The organism is Amycolatopsis sp. cmx-11-32, from assembly GCF_047608695.1.
In the GTDB taxonomy this organism is placed as follows: Bacteria; Actinomycetota; Actinomycetes; order Mycobacteriales; family Pseudonocardiaceae; genus Amycolatopsis.
The window spans coordinates 193423-207586 of sequence record NZ_JADNQN010000010.1 but is presented as its reverse complement, the minus strand read 5'-3'; the positions used below and the strand labels follow the sequence as shown (position 1 = coordinate 207586).

Annotated in this window: 14 protein-coding genes; 6 read left to right on the top strand and 8 right to left on the bottom strand. The window is 69.5% G+C overall.

Going from position 1 to position 14164, the window contains the following annotated elements:
• Window positions 1-19: 19 nt before the first annotated feature.
• The 4 genes from ACM6LR_RS27835 to ACM6LR_RS27820 all read left to right on the top strand — a co-directional run bounded on the left by ACM6LR_RS27835 (window position 20) and on the right by ACM6LR_RS27820 (window position 4553).
• Window positions 20-868 carry an SAM-dependent methyltransferase gene (locus tag ACM6LR_RS27835; RefSeq protein ID WP_414936219.1) on the top strand — a complete coding sequence of 283 codons (849 nt, stop codon included), beginning with the start codon at window positions 20-22 and terminating at the stop codon, window positions 866-868.
• A gap of 118 nt (window positions 869-986) precedes the next feature.
• Window positions 987-1523 carry a PadR family transcriptional regulator gene (locus ACM6LR_RS27830; protein ID WP_414936220.1) on the top strand — a complete coding sequence of 179 codons (537 nt, stop codon included), beginning with the start codon at window positions 987-989 and terminating at the stop codon, window positions 1521-1523.
• Between the two features lie 9 nt (window positions 1524-1532).
• Window positions 1533-3551, top strand: a complete 2019-nt coding sequence (locus tag ACM6LR_RS27825) for an FAD-dependent oxidoreductase (RefSeq protein ID WP_414944820.1) — start codon at window positions 1533-1535, stop codon at window positions 3549-3551.
• 48 nt (window positions 3552-3599) lie between these two features.
• Window positions 3600-4553 carry a prephenate dehydrogenase gene (locus ACM6LR_RS27820; protein WP_414944900.1) on the top strand — a complete coding sequence of 318 codons (954 nt, stop codon included), beginning with the start codon at window positions 3600-3602 and terminating at the stop codon, window positions 4551-4553.
• Window positions 4554-4622: 69 nt separating this feature from the next.
• Here ACM6LR_RS27820 and ACM6LR_RS27815 read toward each other — a convergent pair whose 3' ends face one another.
• The 3 genes from ACM6LR_RS27815 to ACM6LR_RS27805 form a co-directional block, all read right to left on the bottom strand.
• On the bottom strand, window positions 4623-4892 hold the full coding sequence (locus ACM6LR_RS27815) for an antitoxin (RefSeq protein ID WP_414944819.1): 270 nt from the start codon (window positions 4890-4892) through the stop codon (window positions 4623-4625).
• A 62-nt stretch (window positions 4893-4954) separates the two neighbouring features.
• Window positions 4955-5887, bottom strand: coding sequence for a TauD/TfdA dioxygenase family protein (locus ACM6LR_RS27810; RefSeq protein WP_414944818.1), 933 nt, complete (start codon window positions 5885-5887; stop codon window positions 4955-4957).
• A gap of 233 nt (window positions 5888-6120) precedes the next feature.
• The gene (locus tag ACM6LR_RS27805) at window positions 6121-6459 is read right to left on the bottom strand and encodes a hypothetical protein (protein WP_414936224.1); all 339 of its coding nucleotides are present in this window, start codon (window positions 6457-6459) and stop codon (window positions 6121-6123) included.
• Between the two features lie 89 nt (window positions 6460-6548).
• Here ACM6LR_RS27805 and ACM6LR_RS27800 point away from each other — a divergent pair, with 89 nt between their 5' ends.
• Window positions 6549-7166, top strand: coding sequence for an AAA family ATPase (locus ACM6LR_RS27800; protein WP_414936225.1), 618 nt, complete (start codon window positions 6549-6551; stop codon window positions 7164-7166).
• Between the two features lie 3 nt (window positions 7167-7169).
• Here the strand turns inward: ACM6LR_RS27800 and ACM6LR_RS27795 are convergent, their stop codons facing one another.
• The gene (locus ACM6LR_RS27795; RefSeq protein ID WP_414944817.1) at window positions 7170-9137 is read right to left on the bottom strand and encodes an FUSC family protein; all 1968 of its coding nucleotides are present in this window, start codon (window positions 9135-9137) and stop codon (window positions 7170-7172) included.
• A 49-nt stretch (window positions 9138-9186) separates the two neighbouring features.
• Between ACM6LR_RS27795 and ACM6LR_RS27790 the strand changes: the two genes are divergently transcribed.
• The gene (locus tag ACM6LR_RS27790; RefSeq protein ID WP_414936227.1) at window positions 9187-9627 is read left to right on the top strand and encodes an SRPBCC family protein; all 441 of its coding nucleotides are present in this window, start codon (window positions 9187-9189) and stop codon (window positions 9625-9627) included.
• 228 nt (window positions 9628-9855) lie between these two features.
• Here the strand turns inward: ACM6LR_RS27790 and ACM6LR_RS27785 are convergent, their stop codons facing one another.
• From ACM6LR_RS27785 to ACM6LR_RS27770, 4 genes are all read right to left on the bottom strand, one after another.
• Window positions 9856-12459, bottom strand: coding sequence for a CHAT domain-containing protein (locus ACM6LR_RS27785; protein ID WP_414944816.1), 2604 nt, complete (start codon window positions 12457-12459; stop codon window positions 9856-9858).
• Between the two features lie 42 nt (window positions 12460-12501).
• Window positions 12502-12981 (bottom strand): hypothetical protein, encoded by a 480-nt coding sequence (locus tag ACM6LR_RS27780; RefSeq protein WP_007030725.1) that lies wholly within the window; start codon window positions 12979-12981, stop codon window positions 12502-12504.
• On the bottom strand, window positions 12978-13583 hold the full coding sequence (locus tag ACM6LR_RS27775; RefSeq protein ID WP_414936229.1) for an RNA polymerase sigma factor: 606 nt from the start codon (window positions 13581-13583) through the stop codon (window positions 12978-12980). The genes ACM6LR_RS27780 and ACM6LR_RS27775 overlap by 4 nt, the downstream gene beginning before the upstream one ends.
• 331 nt (window positions 13584-13914) lie before the next feature.
• Window positions 13915-14082 carry a hypothetical protein gene (locus ACM6LR_RS27770; protein ID WP_414936230.1) on the bottom strand — a complete coding sequence of 56 codons (168 nt, stop codon included), beginning with the start codon at window positions 14080-14082 and terminating at the stop codon, window positions 13915-13917.
• Between the last annotated feature and the right edge of the window lie 82 nt (window positions 14083-14164).

The window sequence follows — 14164 nt, the reverse complement described above, 5'->3', positions numbered from 1 at the left end:
TTCCGGCGCGGACAAAGGGATGACGATGATCGATCACGACGCGGCGCTCAAGGCCGTCGAGAACAGCTTGGACCGACCGTCCGCGGCGCGGGTCTACGACTACTTCATCGGCGGCGACACCCACTACGCCATCGACCGCGAGTTCGCCGAGAAGGTGCGCAAACGCCTGCCGCTCATGGGCGACTACTGCACGACCAGCAGGCAGTTCCTCGGCCGGGCCGTGCGGCACTGCGCGGAACTGGGCATCCGGCAGTTCGTCGACATCGGCTCCGGCCTGCCGACCGCGGGCAACGTGCACGAGGTCGCCGACGAGGCGCGGCCGGAGGAGGACACGCACGTCCTCTACATCGACAACGAGCCGATCGCGCTCGCGCACTCGACACTGCTGCTCGCCGACACCGCCGACCCGGACCGCCACCACGCGATCGCCGCGGACCTGTTCGACCCCGAGGACCTCTGGAACCGGGTGATGGACTCCGGCATGGTCGACGTCGAGCGGCCCATCGCGCTGGTGATCAACGCGGTCATGCACTTCATCAAGGACGAGCAGGACCCGGACGGGCTGCTGGCCTTCTACCGTGACCGGCTCGCGCCGGGCTCGCTGCTGGTGCTCTCGCAGATGACCAACGAGAACCCGGCCAACGACGAGGAGCGGCAGGCTCTGCTCGACATCCTCGACTACTACGAGACCACGACGAACCCCGGTTTCCTGCGCACGATGGCCGAGTTCCAACGGTTCTTCGGCGGCTGGCCGCTGCTGGAGCCGGGCCTGGTCTACGCGCCGGCGTGGCACCCGGACGAGAAGACGGTCTTCGCCGCGAACCCCTCGGAGTCCCGCGTCATCGGCGGGATCGCCCGCAAGCCTTAAGTAGCACCGCAGTACATGAAGGCCCCCTTCCTTGCGCCTAGGTACAGGAAGGGGGCCTTCATGTATTTGTGACGCGTGTCGCCTTGCAGTGCAACTAGGTGCATATGAAACTGGGTGCATGGCATTGGAGCACGCGATCCTGGTTTCGCTGTCCGAGCGGTCCGGCTCGGGCTATGAGCTGACGCGCCGCTTCGAGAAGTCCATCGGCCTGTGGTGGAACGCCACCCACCAGCAGATCTACCGCGTCCTCAAGCGTATGGAGGACGCCGGCTGGGTCGCCGTCGACCATGTGGCGCAGTCCGGGAAGCCCGACAAGAAGGTCTACACCGTCGGCGACGCGGGCCGGGCCGAACTGGCCCGCTGGCTCGCCGAACCCGATCCCGCCGCCTCGGCGCGGGAACTCGCCGTCAAGATCCGCGGCGCGACGCTCGGCGCTCCCGGCGCCGTCGCCGCCGAGATCACCCGGCACCGCGACGCGCACGCGGCGAGGCTCGACGCCTACCTGCTGATCGAGAAGCACGACTTCCCCGACCCCAGCGTCCTCAATGGACAGTCGTTGCACCAGTTCCTCGTGCTGCGCGGAGGAATCCGAACCGAACAGGGTCACGTCGAGTGGCTCGAGGAAGTCCTCCAGGCATTCCACCACGACGCGTAAGGACCAGCGATGAGCCAGTACCCGAACCTGCTGTCCCCTCTCGATCTCGGCTTCACCACCCTGCGCAACAGGGTGATCATGGGCTCGATGCACACCGGCCTCGAGGACAAGGAAGCGCGTTTCCCGCAACTGGCCGAGTACTACGCCGAACGTGCCCGCGGTGGCGTCGGGCTGATCGTCACCGGCGGGTTCGCGCCGAACCGGACCGGCTGGCTCCTGCCGCTGGCGTCGAAGCTCTCGACCCGCGCGGAAGCCAAGGCGCACAAGCAACTCACCGATCCGGTACATGAGGCGGGCGGCAAGATCGCCCTGCAGATACTGCACGCGGGCCGGTATTCCTACCACCCGCTGAGCGTTTCCGCGTCGGGTATCAAAGCGCCGATCAACCCCTTCAAGCCACGGACTCTGTCCGGGTACGGCGTACTGCGGCAGATCCGCGCGTTCGCCGATTGCGCCTTCCTCGCCAAGGAAGCGGGCTACGACGGTGTCGAGATCATGGGTTCCGAGGGTTACTTCATCAACCAGTTCCTCGCCGAACGGACCAACAAGCGCACCGACAAATGGGGCGGCAGCGCGGAAAACCGGCGGAGGATCGCCGTCGAGATCGTGCGTCGCACCCGTGAAGCGGTCGGCGAGGACTTCATCATCGTCTATCGACTGTCCATGTTGGACCTCGTCGAAGGCGGCCAGCGCTGGGAAGACGTCGTCGCGCTCGCCAAAGAGGTCGAGGAGGCCGGAGCGACGATCATCAACACCGGCATCGGCTGGCACGAGGCGAGGGTGCCGACGATCGTGACGTCCGTGCCGCGCGCGGCCTTCACCTGGGTGACCGGGAAGCTCAAACCGCACGTCGGGATCCCGGTCGTCACGTCGAACCGCATCAACATGCCCGAGGTCGCCGAGGAGGCGCTGGCCGGCGGGGACGCGGACCTGGTGTCGATGGCGCGGCCGTTCCTCGCCGACCCCGGATGGGTCCGCAAGGCCGAGACCGGGCGCGAGGACGAGATCAACACCTGCATCGCCTGCAACCAGGCCTGCCTCGACCACGCGTTCAAGCGGAAACCGGTTTCCTGCATGGTGAATCCGCGCGCGGGCCACGAGACCACGCTGACCATGTCGCCCACGCGCAAGACCAAACGCGTCGCCGTCGTCGGCGCGGGTCCAGCCGGGCTCGCGACCGCGACCGGCCTCGCCGAACGCGGGCACGCCGTCGAGCTGTTCGAGGCCGACGACGAGATCGGCGGCCAGTTCGGCATCGCGCGGAAGATCCCCGGCAAGGAGGAGTTCGCGGAGACCATCCGGTACTACAAGCGACGGCTGGAGGTCACCGGCGTCAAGGTGCGCCTCGGCGCCCGCGTGACCGCCGCCGACATCGTGGACGCGGGGTTCGACGAGGTCGTGCTGGCCACCGGTGTGGCGCCGCGGGTGCCGTCGCTGCCAGGGATCGACCACCGCAAGGTGCTGTCCTATGTGGACGTCGTCAAACACGGGAAGCCGGTCGGCGGGAAGGTCGCGGTGATCGGCGCGGGCGGGATCGGCGTGGACGTCAGCGAGTTCCTGACGCACACCACCTCCCCCGCGCTCGATCTGGACGCGTGGATGGCCGAATGGGGCGTCACCGATCCCGAGCACGCGCCGGGCGGACTGACCGAGCGGAAGGTCGAGCCGTCACCGCGGCAGGTCTTCCTGCTGCAACGCAAGAAGTCCGGTATCGGCGCGGGACTCGGCAAGACCAGCGGCTGGGTGCACCGGGCGGCGCTGAAGGCCAAACGCGTCGAGCAGCTCACCGGGGTCACCTACGACCGGATCGACGACGACGGCCTGCACATCACCGTCGGTGACAAGCCGCGTGTGCTCGACGTGGACACGGTCGTCGTCTGCGCGGGTCAGGAGCCGGTGCGCGACCTCGCCGACGGCCTGCGGGCGGCCGGGGTACCGGTGCATCTGATCGGCGGCGCCGACGTCGCGGCGGAGCTGGACGCCAAACGGGCCATCGATCAGGGAACGCGTCTGGCCGCTGTTCTCTGACGAGTGGGCTCGCAGATGGCAGGATGAACCCTTGTGCGAGACGTATGCGTGATCGGGCTCGGGTTGATCGGTGGTTCGCTGCTGCGCGCGGCCAACTCGATCGGCCGCACCACGTTCGGGGCGGCGATCTCCGACGCTGACGCGGACGCCGCCAGCAGAGCGGGTTTCGACGTGACCACGCAGGTCGAGGCGGCGCTGAGCAAGGCGGCGGAGCGGGACGCGATGATCGTGCTCGCGGTGCCGCTGCCCGCGGTCGAAGACGTGCTTCGGACCGTTTCGCGGGTCGCCGGGCACTGCGTGCTCACCGACGTCACCAGTGTGAAGGGCCCGGTGCTCGACGCTGTCCGGCGCCGCGCCCCGTACGCGAAGTTCGTCGGCGGGCACCCGATGGCCGGGACGGCGGAATCCGGCTGGAAGGCGAGCAACCCGGCGCTGTTCGGCGGCGCCGCGTGGGTGCTCGGCGTCGAACACGACACCGATCTGACCGCGTGGGCCGAGGTCGCCCAGCTGGTATTGGACGTCGGCGCGCACGTCGTGCCGCTGCCCGCGGACTCGCACGACGAGACGGTCGCGCGGATCTCGCATCTGCCGCACATCTTCGCGGCCATCCTGGCCACGATCGGCGCGCAGGGCGGGCCGCTGGCGATGTCGCTGGCCGCCGGGTCCTACACGGACGCCACGCGGGTGGCGGGTTCGAGCCCTGCGCTGGTGCGGGCGATGACCGAAGGCAACCGGGACGCGCTGCTCCCGATCGTCGACGAGGCGCTCGGGCGGCTGGGTGCCGCGCGGGGTTCGCTGGCGTCGACGGGCGGGCTCGCGGTGACGGTCAACGCCGGCCACGAGGGCGCGCAAGCGTTTGCGACGGGCAAGGACGCGGAACGCGCGGGGGTGCGCGTCAGCCTGACCGCCCCCGACGCGCGGGACGGTCTGATCGCCCTCGGCGAGCGCGGTGGCCGGATCACGGCGATCGACGGCGACACCGCGCTCGGCGAAGTCTCCTGACGCGTTTCGTCCTCTAGTTGCGGTAGTTGCGTGTGCAAGGACCGCAACTAGAGGACTACTTGCGGGAGGTTACTGGCCCTGCGGCGGCTGCTGGCCCTGCGGCGGCTGGCCCGATTGCTGCTGGCCCTGGGGCGGGTTGTCCGGGTTGTCGGGGGTGTTGTCGAACTTGTTGATGAAGCCCTTCGCCTTCTCGACACCGGAATCGATCTGGGAGTCGTGGCCGGAGAACTTCGACTTGGCGAAGCCCGCCGCCTTGTCCAGGCCGCCCTCGATCTTGTCGTTGTGCTCACGGAGAGCGTCGGTGGCCTTGTTCTTCAATTCATCGAAGTTGATGCCCATGGCCTCATCGTCACACAGGTACCGGTGAACCCGCGCGAACGATCACCCGTCGCGGGGACCGCTCAGCACGGCCGGTCACCCACGATGGCGACACGTTCGGCCACCCGCGCGTACGGGTGGTAGTCGTTGACGGCGTAGTGCTGCGTGGCGCGGTTGTCCCAGAAGGCCACCGAACCGGGCCGCCAGCTGAAGCGCACCTGGAACTCCGGGACGTGCGCGCGGCTGAAGAGGTACCGCAAGAGCCTGTCGCTCTCTTCGCGATCGAGCCCGACGATGTGGGTCGTGAAGGCCTGGTTCACGAAGAGGGTGCGCCGCCCGGTTTCCGGATGCGTGCGGACGACCGGGTGCTCGACCGGCGGGAAGGCGTCCTGGTGACGCAGGAGCAGTTCCGGATCGGAGAAGCGGGCGAAGCCGGGGACGAAGTCGTGCACCGCGGTCAGCCCGTCGATGCGGGCACGGACGTCTTCCGGCAGGTTGTCGTAGGCGGCGGCCATGTCGGCCCACATCGTGTCGCCGCCGACCGGCGGGACCTCGATCAGCCGCAGCACCGAGCCGAGCGCCGGCGCTGGCCGGAATGTGACGTCGACATGCCAGATGTTCTCGAACGCGGGCATGGTCGCGGACCGGGTGAACCGCGTGGTGTCCTCGGTCTCCCCCTTGGGGATGAACGGGTTCGTCTCCAGTTCACCCCAGTAAGCGGCGAACGCGCGCTGGTGCGCCGTCGTGATGCGCTGGTCGCGGAAGAACAGCACCTTCCACTCCAGCAACGCGCGATTCAGCTCGGTTTGGAGTGCGGGTGTCAGGGGTTCGGCGAGGTCGACGCCGCCGATCTCGGCACCGATCACGCGTCCCAGCGGACGCAGCGCGAACAGCTCGTAAGGGCGCTCTTCAGCGCCCTCCGGCAGGCGCCGCAGCACGCGCGGTCCTTCGAGGATTCCACCGTCGGGGACGGTCGCCGGGCGGACGCGGACACGGTCGGACAGTTCGATGGACATGCTCGGCTCCAGGGTTTCCGATTTCCGGGGACGACGAAGACGGCCACCTTCACGGATGGCCTTCGCGGGAAATGCGGTTACGCGGGCGGCGAGCCCAGCCGTCCGCGGCGCAGGAGCAGTGCGGTGACGCCTTCACCCACCGTACGGCGGGGTGCGAACTCCCAGGTGACGGACACCACGCCATAGTGGACGCGTTCTGGCACTCGGTCAACACCGTCCAGGGGGCGGGACGATCATCGGCGCCGCTCCGACGGGAAGCTGCCCGACCAAGCGTTCCGCTGCTCGCGCGGTCGGAGCGCCTCGGCCAGCACCCACTGCGAATGTGTGGTCCCGCCCCGGCCGACCGGGCCGAGCTGAAAGGTCACCCAGCCGACCCAATGTCCCGTCGTCGTCGCCCGCCACATCCCCAGCAGCCCGGGGACGGTGGCGGTCAGGTCGAGGCCGTCGGGCAGACGGGTCTTCGCCGGGCCGACCGCGTACACCAGCTTGAGGTCGACCCAAACAGGCTGGTTGGGCCGGACCATGTGCAGGTGACGCGGCCCCGGCGGCGACGTGTCACCAGTGTCGAGCATGCGTCGATTATGCTTGAAATCTCGAACATTAGTTCGAGAGGATGCTCACCCTCCCCCGGACGGGTGGGTGTGTCGCTAGGGTCGGTGCCATGCTCGTCTGGATCAACGGCCCGTTCGGCGGTGGCAAGACGCAGACCGCGCACGAACTGCACCGGCGCCTGCCCGGCAGCGTCCTGTCCGATCCCGAGGTCGCGGGCTTCGGCCTGCACCGGATGCTGCCGCGGGGGCTACGCGGCGACTTCCAGGATCTGCCCGCGTGGCGTCAGGGCGTTTTCGAGATGCTCGACTTGCTGCTCCGCGAACAGGACGGCGTGGTGGTCGTGCCGATGACGCTGGTCGAGCCGAAGTACTTCGAGGAGATCGTCGGCGGGTTGCGGGAGCGCGGGCACGACGTCCGGCACTTCGCGCTGCTGGCCGAACGCGAGACCGTGCTCCGGCGGCTGAGTGAACGCGGTCTCGTCCATTCCTTGCGCGGTGTGCCACCGAAACGCGAGAGTTTCGCGGTGTCGAAGGTGGACCTCTGCCTGGACCGGCTGAGCGGCGCGGAGTTCGGCGAACACATCCATACGGACACGCTCACCGTCGCGCGGGTCGCCGACCGGATCGCCGCGTCGGCCGGGCTGGCGCTCGGACCGAACACGGACAGCGCGCTGCGGGGCCTCGTCCGTCGCAAGTGGACGAGCGTCAAGCACATCCGGTTCGGCTGACGTTCAGGCGCGGCGGTGATACGGCAGGAACCGCCGGACCAGCCGCAGCGGCGCGCGCTCGACGAGGTCGGGGCCTCGCACGGCGTCGAAGGCGGCGCCGATCTGGTCGACGACGCCGGACAGTCGCTCGTTGTCGGGCATCGGCATCTCCGCCGGGTCCCGTTCTTCGCGGACGGCGGCCGCGAGTTCGGCGAGCGCGGCGGTCAGGAGGGCGACGTCGGCGGCGTCCGGCGCGGGGGCGCCGCGGCCGAGGGTGACGCCGACCTCGGTGACGGCGTCGGCGACGCGTTCGAGTCCGGCGATCACCGGCCACCAGGCGACGGCCTGCCGTCCGGCGGCGGAGGGTTCGACGACGACCTGTTGGAACGCGGTCCGCAGGTCGGCCAGCGCGCGGTAAGCGCGCCGGCGGGCGCGTGAGCGTTCCAGGCGTGCTTCGCCCGACGGCGCGAGCACGAGTCCTTTGTCGACGTACTCCACCAGGCTGTCGAGGCTTTCGGCAAGCCGTCCGCCGATCTGCGGGCGACGGCTGCCCGGCCAGAGCAGGTAGCCGAAGAGCAGGACGATCGCGCAGCCCAGCACGGTGTCGACGAGCCGCGCGAGCACGACGTCCCAGCTTCCGGTGCTGGCGAGGTCCATCTGCAGGATGATCAGCGGCGTCACGAAGGCGCTGAGGATGCCGTAGTTGCGGACTTTGCCGACCGCGACGCCGCCCGCGAACACGGCGATCAGCAGGACCAGCAGCCGGCCCTCGCCACCCGCGGCGAGCACGGCCGCGCCGATGCCCACGCCGATCACCGTGCCGATCCCGCGCAGCACCGCGCGGCCGAACACCGAGCCGAAGTCCGGTTTGAGGACGATGCCGACGGAGAGCGTGATCCAGTAGGAGCGTTCGAACGGGACGAACAGCGCGACGACTTCGGCGATCGCGACGCACAGCGTGAGGCGGAGCGCGGCGAACCAGGTGAGCGGGCCGGAGATGAGCGAACCCGCCCAGCCGCGGAGGCGCTTGTGCCATGGCTGGACCTCACGCCGCTTCCGGTTGTCGCCCTTGCCTATCCGGGTGAGCCCGGCGTAGAGCGCGGCCAGGACGGCGTCGAGGTCCTCGCCGGGCGGTGACGGCGGTTCCGGCAGCGGCTGGTTCGCGAGCACGGCGGCCGATGTCGCGATGAAGTGGTCGATCACGTCGTCCGGGGCGCGGCGGCCCGCGTTGACCATCGCGACCGACGCCTCGACGGCCGGGGTGCTTGCCGACAGCAGGTTGAGCAGTTGCCGGTAGGTGGCGTCGCGGCCCGACAGCCAGGATCGCGCGGTGAGCAACCGGTCGTAGGCGGTGTTCATCGCGGTTGTGAGCTGGTGTCGCGCGACGCGGGAGGTGGCTTCGTCGGTCGCGGACAGCATCGCGGCGAGTTCGACGTAGACGTGGGCGACGGCGCCGCGTTCCGGGCTGGTGGCGCGGAAGGTCCAGCTGGACAGCGCGACGAGCAGGCTCCAGGCGGCACCGACGCAGAAGTAGCCGAGCAGGATTTCGACGCGCAGACCGGTGACGTGCTGGCCGGTGCCGAGCACGCAGAAGACGAACATCTGCAGCCCGGCGACCGACGCGTTGCTGCCTGCCGCGCTGATCAGCGCGGACACCGCCGCGACTCCGACGACGACCGGGATGGAGGCGGCGGGGATGCCACCGGTGATCAGTCCGGCGAAGTAGCCGAGGGCGGCGGCCGCGGTGGCACCGCCGAGCCGCCGGGCGCGGTAGCGGTACGGGCCGGCGGATTCGGACAAGACGGTGGGCAGGGCGCCGGTGGAGATGAGCGCGCCGACGCCGATGTCGCCGAGCGCGTAGCCGACGGCCAGCGGCACGGCCAGTGCGAGGACGGCGCGGGCGACCATGTTCCACGGGATGGGGACCGGCGTGCTGCGGAGCAGTTGCACCAGCCAATGTGGTGCGGCGATCTCGCGGCGCGTCGTGCTCACGCCCCTATCTTGACTTATCCGTGGCGCCTGAAGCGGTTATCGTCGCCACATGGGCAAGACGTACTCCTTCGAGATCAACCGGACGAGCAGCGCCTCGCCCGCTTCCCTCTTCGCGCTGGAGGCCGATGGTTCCCGGTGGTCGGAATGGGCGAAGCCGGTGGTGTTCCACTCGCGCTGGGCGCGGGAACCGGGCGCGGACGGGGTGGGCGCTGTCCGGGCTGTCGGCCTGTGGCCGGTGTATCTCCACGAAGAGACACTGGAGTACGAACAGGACCGAAAGCACGTCTACGGCTTCGCGGGCCTCAAGCTCCTGAAGGACTACCGCGCCGAGGTCTCGTTCACGCCGAACGCTTCCGGCGGTACGGATCTGCGCTGGACCGGCCGGTTCACCGAACCGCTGCCCGGCACCGGCGCCGCGGTGTGCACCACGCTGCGCACCGTGGTCTCGCTACTGGCCACTCGCCTGGTGAAACACGCCGAACGCGCCTGACCCCACCCCCCACCCGTCCCAAGGGGGGCGACCCCGAGTCCAGTCTACCGGGGGTGGAGGACGGGAACGGCCGCTCAGCGGAGTTGTCCACAGGTGACGGTGATTGTGGACAACTCCTGTGGGCTACTGGGTGGGCTGAAGGACGCCATAGCCGCATAAGACGCGGCGAAGGGAGCTTTCACCGCATGAGACGCGGGGAAAGTCCCCTTCAGCCCCCCGCCCGAAACGTCAGCCCGCGCCCAGGCACAGGAACGGGCGTCGCAGGGGATCGGCGGCCGTCGCTTCGGCGAGTGCCAAGGCGGGTGCGGTCCCCGAAGCCAGCCGACGGTGCAGGTCGGACATCGCGTCGGCGGCGGCCTTGTCGCCGACCCGCGCGATCGCGCCGATGACCGTCCGCGAGCCGCTGGCGAGCAGCGTCCCGGCGAACCCGAGCGCCTCCTCGCCGGGCCGGATGTGACTCATCGCGAGTTCGCACGCGGCCAGCACCACCCGTTCCGGCGGCTTCGCGAGCCGGGCGGTTTCGTGCGCGTACAACGGGCCGCCGACGAGTTCCAACCGTGAGAACAGCGCGTTCGCCGGTTCGTGCGCGCCGTGCGCGACCAGGTGCGCCATTCCGGAACCGTCCAAGGCGAACAGTACGGTCTCGCTGGTCGCGTCCTTCCCGTCGACGAGCCGGGCCTGCGGGTACACCGTCCGCAGGTTCCGCACCTCACCGACCGAACCCGGCACCCCTGGCCCGCCGGCGAGCAGGACCGGCCCCTCGCTGTGCCGCCCGGTCGCGGTCACCCAGGCTGTCGCCGACGGCGCGATCGACACCGGATGCCCGTGCAGTGACGGCAAAGCGCCCCAAGGCAACGCGTACAACGAACCGATCGGCACGATGATCAGCTCGCGGTTTTCCAGTGTCTTCGCCAGCGACGCGGAGATCAGTTTGTCCAGTTTGTCCGCTCGGCGCCGCGCGGAACCGGTGACGACCTCGACCAGCGGCGCGGGCAGGTTGTCCGGGGCCAGCGCGTCGAGGTCCGCGTGCAACTGCCGCGCGGTCTCGACGATCTCCGCGAGCGGCCCCAGCTTCAACAGCCGGAACCGGCCGCGGTCGACGACCACCGCGTACAAGGTGTCGCGGTACCCCATCAGGCTGACCAGCACACGGTCTTCGAGCCGCTCGACCACCTCTTCGGGCGCCGAGACCGGCCGCGGACGACCCCATTGGCTGGTGTACCACCCGAGCCGGGTCGCCTCCTGCTGCAGCCGGTCGTAGCGCTCCTCGAGCTTCCCGACCGGTTCACCCGACAGCCGCCGCGCCTGGATCGTCCCCTGCACGTGCCGCATCTCGTTGATGTGCCGGGCGAGCGCGGGATCCTCGATGACCGGGAGCGGTTCGTAGCGGTAGACCTGCGCGCGCGTGCGTTCCAGCCACGCGAACAGGCTCTTCGCCCCGGCGCCGCTGCGCCTCGCCTTCTTGAGCACCAGCGTCAGCGCGAGTTTGCCCAGCTCTTCACCGTGCGCCGCCGTCCCGCAGACGAGGTCGAGCCCACCCATGCGGTCGCGGATCTGCCCGAGTTCGGCCAGCCCGGCCCGCGCCTGCGCGAGCGCCGACCGTGGCCGGTGGGACGCCACCGCGAGTTCGGCCCGGCACAACCGCAACAGCATCCGGTGGTCGATCGGCGTGGTCTGCCGCGGTTTCGGTACCTGCGCGAGGAGTCCCTGCGCGGTGGCCGTCTCGTCGCGACGGATCAGCAGCCGCACCGCGAACATCCTGGCCGCGCCCGCTTCGTCGCGCAGACCGAGTTCGGCCAGCCGGACGGCGAGATCGGCCAGTTGGTCCGGCAGTTTCGCGGACGGCTTCTTCTCCCGGTCCGCCAAGACCTTCACCGCGTCGGCGCGGAGTCTCGTCAACGCGGCGATCTCGGCCCAGCGTCCCTTGCCGCGCCTCAGGAAACTCCGCCGCGCGGACGTCGCGAGCTTCTTCGCCAGCGCGTAATCGCGCTCCAGGATGGCGGCACCGGCCCTGGCGACCTCCGCCTCGGCGACGAGATGCACCGCTCCGTTGTGTCGCAGGTCCGGGATCGCTTCGTCGAGATGCCGCGCCGCCTCTTCGGCGAGTCCCGCGGTGAGCAACGCCTTCGCCTGATCGAGCCGGACGAGCGGTAGCGAACCGGGACCGTCGGTCACGAAGATCGCCGCGGCCCGTTCGTAGTTCCGCAGCGCTTCCGGGATGTCGCCGAGCAGCTGCGCGTGATCACCGAGGTTGTGCTGGATCTTTCCTTCCAGCAACCGATGGCCGTGCTCGACCGCGAGGTCCAGCGCCTCGACGAGGTCCCGGTACGCGGCGTCCGGGTTGCTCATCTCCAAGTGCAGCCAGGCGCGGTTCACGAGCGACCGGGTCAGCACCACGCTGTACTTGCCCGCCTCGGCGGCCAGTCCGGGGAGGAAGGCGTTGTTGAGCGCGAGCGATTCCTCCAGCCGACCTGCCCGCATCAGCACGACGGCGCGCTGCAGCCCGACGACGAACCGCAACTCGTGCCGGACGTCGCCGTCCGGCAGCAGTAACCGGATGCGTTCCGCCTCGTCCAGCCGGGCGAAACCGTCCTCTTGGGACACGAACTCGGCCTCGGCCGCCGCCAGGCTGATCAGGATCCGGACCCGGATCTCCAAGCGGGCGACCAGATCCGCGTCCACCGGGCCGAGCAGGTCGAGCCCGCGCAGCAGCAACCGGATCGGCCTGCTGAGCCCGTGATCCGAGGCGGCGGCCCTCGCTTGACGATGGAGGTCGGCCGCTTCCTCGGCTACGGGATCGACGACAGGAGGAGACGACGCGGGCACACGCACTATGGGAGCACACCCACGTCGCATAACGGAACAGCCGTCCGGTTAGAGCACCACTGTCGGGGTCACGACGGTCCGGCGACAGGTCACGTCGCCGAGGTGGATCACGATCTGGGTGGTTCCCTGGGGAACGTTGTCCAGCACGAACCGGCCTCCCTCGTCGGCGGTGGTGGAACTCGTGCCGTGCTCGGCGACGCGAACCTCCACTCCGTACTCTCCGGCTGGCACGAGCCAGCCGTCGATCCGGTGCTTCTTGCCGATCTTGGTGAGGTTGATCATCACGGTCAGATCGCTGACGGTGAAGGTGATCGTGCCGGTGTCGCTGCCGCGAACGCCGGCCGTGGCGTCCATCCGTTCCCAGCGAGCGACCTCGACATCGAGGTTTTCGAGTGCGAGCGCGAACTGAACCCGCTGCACCAGGTCTCCCGGTGGCGGGTCCAATTCGTCCATGAAGCGCCCGATATCGGCGAGCAAGGCCTCATCGCCCGGGGAGGTCATCTCCCCCGGCGTCCCGAGGTCGTTCATCGGCTTCCCCCTTCGTGGGCCAGCAGGTCGCGCATCGATTCGAGGCAACGGCCCCTGGTCGGGCCGACACTGCCGCGCGGCATGCGGAGTGCTTCGGCGACCAGTTGGTATTCGGCCCGCCCGGCGAGCACGGTCAGCCGAAGGAGCTGCTGACAGCGGTGCGGCAGGCGGAGAAAGGCGCGCCAGACCCGGCGGTCCCGGTCGGCGCGGACGGCTTCCTCTTCGGGAGCCGGGTGGGTGCTCTCCATGTTTTCGGCCACCTCGTCGGTCAGCGGAACGGGCTGAGCGCGGCGGCCGAACGGGTGCTGTGCTTCACGTCTCGTGGTGGTGATCAACCAGGCGGCGAGCGCCTTGGGGTCACGAAGTTTTTCGAGCTGGCTGAACAGGGCGAGCCACACCGTCTGGACTACGTCCTCGGCGGTCAGGCGATCGAGCCCGTTCGCACGCGCGACATGCCAAACGAGCGGGGTCAGCTCGCTCACCAGTCTGTCCATCGCCTGGCGGTCACCGGCCCGCGCCGCGCGCATGCAGGCGGCATGCAGATCGGCACCGGTCAGTCCTTCCCATGGCGGGTCTACCTCGGTCGTTTGCACGTCGGTCACCGTATCTGCCCCACTTCGGACGTGTCTTCGTGTCGGCGCTGGCAGTATCGCGGGCCCTTCGGGGAGAAGGAGCGTGCAAGAGGCTCTGGGATACATCAAGTCACTAACTTTTTTGTGTCGGCATTCCGGGCGTCCCCTCGGTCTGGTGGGGAGGGCAAAGGCACCGGCCGGCGCGAGCAGGTGTGGACTGCGCACCGGCCGGTCCTTTTTCCCTCCCCCGGGCCCGCTCCCCAACGGGCCCACGTCCGGGCGTCCCCCTCCCCCGAAGGAGCACCCGGAGGCGATGTCCGGAGGCCCCCTCGGCCTCCGGACATCACCCGTCTGTGTTCGTTCAGTTCACCGGCGGCTTGGTGCCGTGCGGGTCCCAGTTGCCGTCCGGACGCGTTCCGGGGCGGGGCGGGACCGGTGCCGTGATCGGGCCCGGCTTCGGGGTCTTTTCGAGGTCGTCAGTGGCCGTGGCCTCGTCGTCGACGGGTGCGGTGTTGATCTCGGTCGTCATCGGGTGTCCCTCATTTCCTCGACTGCTCCATAGGACGCAACGAGGCTGCCACCAGATACACGCAGAGCCAGCTTTTTCGCGG

Coding starts and splice junctions, on each gene's coding strand:
- ACM6LR_RS27835 (WP_414936219.1), top strand. CDS start 20: ATGACGATGATCGATCACGACGCGGCGCTCAAGGCCGTCGAGAACAGC.
- ACM6LR_RS27830 (WP_414936220.1), top strand. CDS start 987: ATGGCATTGGAGCACGCGATCCTGGTTTCGCTGTCCGAGCGGTCCGGC.
- ACM6LR_RS27825 (WP_414944820.1), top strand. CDS start 1,533: ATGAGCCAGTACCCGAACCTGCTGTCCCCTCTCGATCTCGGCTTCACC.
- ACM6LR_RS27815 (WP_414944819.1), bottom strand. CDS start 4,892: ATGGGCATCAACTTCGATGAATTGAAGAACAAGGCCACCGACGCTCTC.
- ACM6LR_RS27810 (WP_414944818.1), bottom strand. CDS start 5,887: ATGTCCATCGAACTGTCCGACCGTGTCCGCGTCCGCCCGGCGACCGTC.
- ACM6LR_RS27805 (WP_414936224.1), bottom strand. CDS start 6,459: ATGCTCGACACTGGTGACACGTCGCCGCCGGGGCCGCGTCACCTGCAC.
- ACM6LR_RS27800 (WP_414936225.1), top strand. CDS start 6,549: ATGCTCGTCTGGATCAACGGCCCGTTCGGCGGTGGCAAGACGCAGACC.
- ACM6LR_RS27790 (WP_414936227.1), top strand. CDS start 9,187: ATGGGCAAGACGTACTCCTTCGAGATCAACCGGACGAGCAGCGCCTCG.
- ACM6LR_RS27780 (WP_007030725.1), bottom strand. CDS start 12,981: ATGAACGACCTCGGGACGCCGGGGGAGATGACCTCCCCGGGCGATGAG.
- ACM6LR_RS27770 (WP_414936230.1), bottom strand. CDS start 14,082: ATGACGACCGAGATCAACACCGCACCCGTCGACGACGAGGCCACGGCC.